The organism is Endozoicomonas sp. SESOKO3 (assembly GCF_024606255.1).
In genome coordinates, this window is record NZ_JAHHPR010000511.1 from 1 (window position 1) to 3,453 (window position 3,453).

Annotated in this window: 2 protein-coding genes; both read left to right on the top strand. The window is 49.3% G+C overall.

Annotation, left to right across the window (positions count from 1 at the left end; translation table 11 throughout):
- The coding region (locus KDK18_RS08870; RefSeq protein ID WP_257254543.1) for a hypothetical protein at nucleotides 1–1,145 on the top strand (1,145 nt) is incomplete at its 5' end.
- Nucleotides 1,146–3,275: a hypothetical protein gene (locus KDK18_RS08875; protein WP_257254544.1), complete on the top strand. Its 2,130-nt coding sequence runs from the start codon at nucleotides 1,146–1,148 to the stop codon at nucleotides 3,273–3,275.
- Nucleotides 3,276–3,453: the final 178 nt, after the last annotated feature.

Below are 3,453 nucleotides of genomic sequence, written 5' to 3' on the forward strand. Positions count from 1 at the left end.
CAGACGAAGACTCCTCAGACGAAGACTCTACAGACAATGACTCTTCAGATGAGGAATCCCATGGCTCAATGAATGCAGTGGCCACCTTCAAAACTTATCTTAACGAGCAGCGACTAACCTGTGACTTTACAGTGATCGGTAGGGATGGTCAGCCACGTCTATGCGGGATTATCTCCAAGAGTGCCAAAGCCCTGTCGGTTCACAAAAGCAGATATCACACCGGGCAAAGAATCTGTGACGAGACAGTAATCGGGGGAGATGGCCAGCAGCGACCATGCGGGGAGGTCTGCAAAAATGCTAAAAGTCTTTCAGATCACAGAAGCAAATATCACACCGGTCAAAAAACCTGTGACTTGACAGTGATCGGGGAAGACGGCCAATCACGTCCATGCGAAAAAGTCTTTAAAAATGCCAGAAGCCTTTCAAATCACAAAAGAAAAGACCACAGCATGCAACAAGCCTGTCACTTGACAGTAATCGGGGACGACGGCCAATCACGTCCATGCACGACAGTTTGCAAGAATGCTTTATCTCTATCAGCTCACAGAGCCAGATATCACAGCGGACAGAGAGCCTGCGTCGAAACAGTGGTCTCAGAGGATGGCCGGCTGCGAGTTTGCGGGAAGATCTGCAAGAATGCTCAAGCTCTGTCGGATCACAAAAGAGGAAGCCACTCAGGACAAAAAACCTGTGCTGTCACAGTGGTCGGAGAGGATGGCCAGCAGCGACCCTGCGGGATGGTGTGCAAGAATGCCAAAGTCCTGACAGATCACAAAAGGATAGACCACACGGGGCAAAAAACCTGCGATGTAACACTAGTCGGAGGAGATGGCCAGAAGCGACCATGCGGGATGGTCTATAAGAATGCTAAAGCCCTATCGGATCACAAAAGTAAAGGCCACACCGGGCAAAAAACCTGTGACGTGACTTTGGTCGGTGAGGATGGCAATTCGCGGCCATGCGAGACGGTCTGTAAAAATGCCAGAGCCCTGTCGGCTCACAAAAGAAGAAAACATACCCGGCAACAAACCTGTAACATGACCGTGGTCGGAGAGGATGGTCAGCTGCAGCCATGCGGGACGGTCTTCAAGAATTCCAGAGTCCTGTCAGATCACAAAAGATTACATCGCAAACGTAAGCCTTAGATGGATAGAATTTTTAAACACTCACTCTTTGTAGCACTGCTGTTGTTGCTAATGTCGCTGCCTGTCATCTGCCAGGCCAAACCGTTGACAGGACGATTTATTGTCGAGCCTGAAAAGAGAGCAGTTTTTCCAAACCAGAGCTTTTTTAAGAAGCTTGGCCTGCATACCTTGCCGTATAACCCGTCAGACGTTGCCGACACATACGACCATGCAGGATCATATTCACCGCCTGATGACAAACAACACAACCCGGATAGTTATCGAGAAAGAACGACCCTTATTGAGTGGATTTCGTGGCAATGGCTCTTCGCCTCTCGCCTGCTCGTGGGTTACGAACGGATCCTGATCCCCCAAGACGGCTCTTTGAGCCCCGCCCCTTATTCATGGCTACCCAGGGAAGTAGTTGCAGTTGTTGCTGTCGCCTGGCTTTTAAAAAGCTATTGGAACCACAATCCCCCCCTGTTTAAACCGATTGAAGAACAAAAGACTACATCTATGCTGACACAGTGGGATTATCCATTTGTTACCTTCACAATGATGTTGGACTCCGGACATAACCAACAACCAAACTCGTCATCAGAATCATCGGGGCAAAATACCCCACGTGCAACAACTCACCCTGCAAGTTCTTTCACTAGCCTCCTGCGTTCTGGCTCTGCCGGCGGTAACGGAGGCCCCCAAACACACACACATAATTTAGGTTTAAATTGTTTCGTTTTTCCCTGTAATGGCGTTTGTAGTTTCAGATCATCAACCGACAGCAGAGAACCCACTGAATGGTCACTGAATTCCTCAGAAAGCTCATGCCACCATTTGGCGCATGGACTCTGCCTTGGTTGCACTGCTAATTTGAATCCTTCAGACACTGAAGGCCCTCAACAAAGTCCACCTTTCGATATGTTGGATTATCTCTTTGACATTGAAATTCAATGCGTTTCTGACCAACCATTACAACGACAGTCGCATGGCATTGTTGGCAACACAGTCACTAACAGCAACTCTATAGACGGGATCTTCTCAGACAAGACTTCCTCAGATTCAGTGAGTACAGGGGCAACCTGTAAAACCGGCACTACCGGGCAACTAAGCTGTGACGTGATCATTGTCGGAGAGGATAACCGGACGCGTCGATGCGGAAAAATGTGCAAGAGTACCAAAGCCCTCTCGGCTCACAGAAGCAGATATCATACCGGGCAAAAAATCTGTAACGAGATAGTAACCAGAGAAGATAGCCAACCGCATTACTGCGGGACGCTTTGTAAAAATGCTAAAGTCCTGTCGGATCACAGAAGAAGAAGCCACGCCGTACAACGGATCTGTGACGAGACTGTGATTGGGGAGGATGGCCAGCAGATACCTTGCAGAATGGTCTGCAAGAGTGCCGAAAGCCTGTCAGATCACAAAAGAAAAGACCACAGCGCGCAAAAAGCCTGTGACTTGATAGTGATCGGGGAAGATGGCAAACCACGTTCATGCGAAACAGTCTGCAAGAATGCTTTATCCCTGTCGACTCATAGAAGCAGATACCACACCGGGCAAAAAATCTGTGACGTAACGGTGGTCTCAGAGGATGGCCAGCTGCGAGCATGCGGGAAGATCTGCAAGAATAATCAAGCCCTGTCAGATCACAAAAGAAGAGACCACAGCACGCAAAAAACCTGTGGCTTGACAGTGATCGGGGAGGATGGCAAACCACTTCCATGCGGAAGAGTCTGTAAGAATGATTTATCTCTATCGTCTCACAAAAGCAAATACCACACCGGGCAAAAGACCTGTAACTTACCAGTAGTCTCGGAAGATGGCCAACTGCGAGCATGCAGGAAGATCTGCAAGAATGCCCAAGCCCTGTCGGATCACAAAAGAAGAGACCACTCAGGGCAACAAACCTGCGATGTAACAGTGGTCGGGGTGGATGGCCAGCCGCGACCATGCGGGACGGTCTGTAAGACTGCCGTTGCCCTGTCGAATCACAAAAGAAAAAGCCACACCAAGCAACCAACTTGCGCACTGGAAGTAGTCGGGGGGGATAGCCAGCCGCCGCCATGCGAGAAGGTTTACAAGAATGATCAAGCTTTGGAAAACCACAAAAGAAGACATAGAAAGCGCAAGTATGCCTATGTGAACCAGTGATGATGGCCTCTGTAGAGGGACAATTTCGTAACGAATCTTGATATAAAAGGAAGAGTGAGTACTCGCCATATCATCAAGCTCCATGCCACTGCGGGAGAAGAAGCGCTTGAGACGTTTACGCCCGGAGTCGATCTCGGTACCGCGCCCCATAGTTCGGGCAATACGGGACAGGTTGACT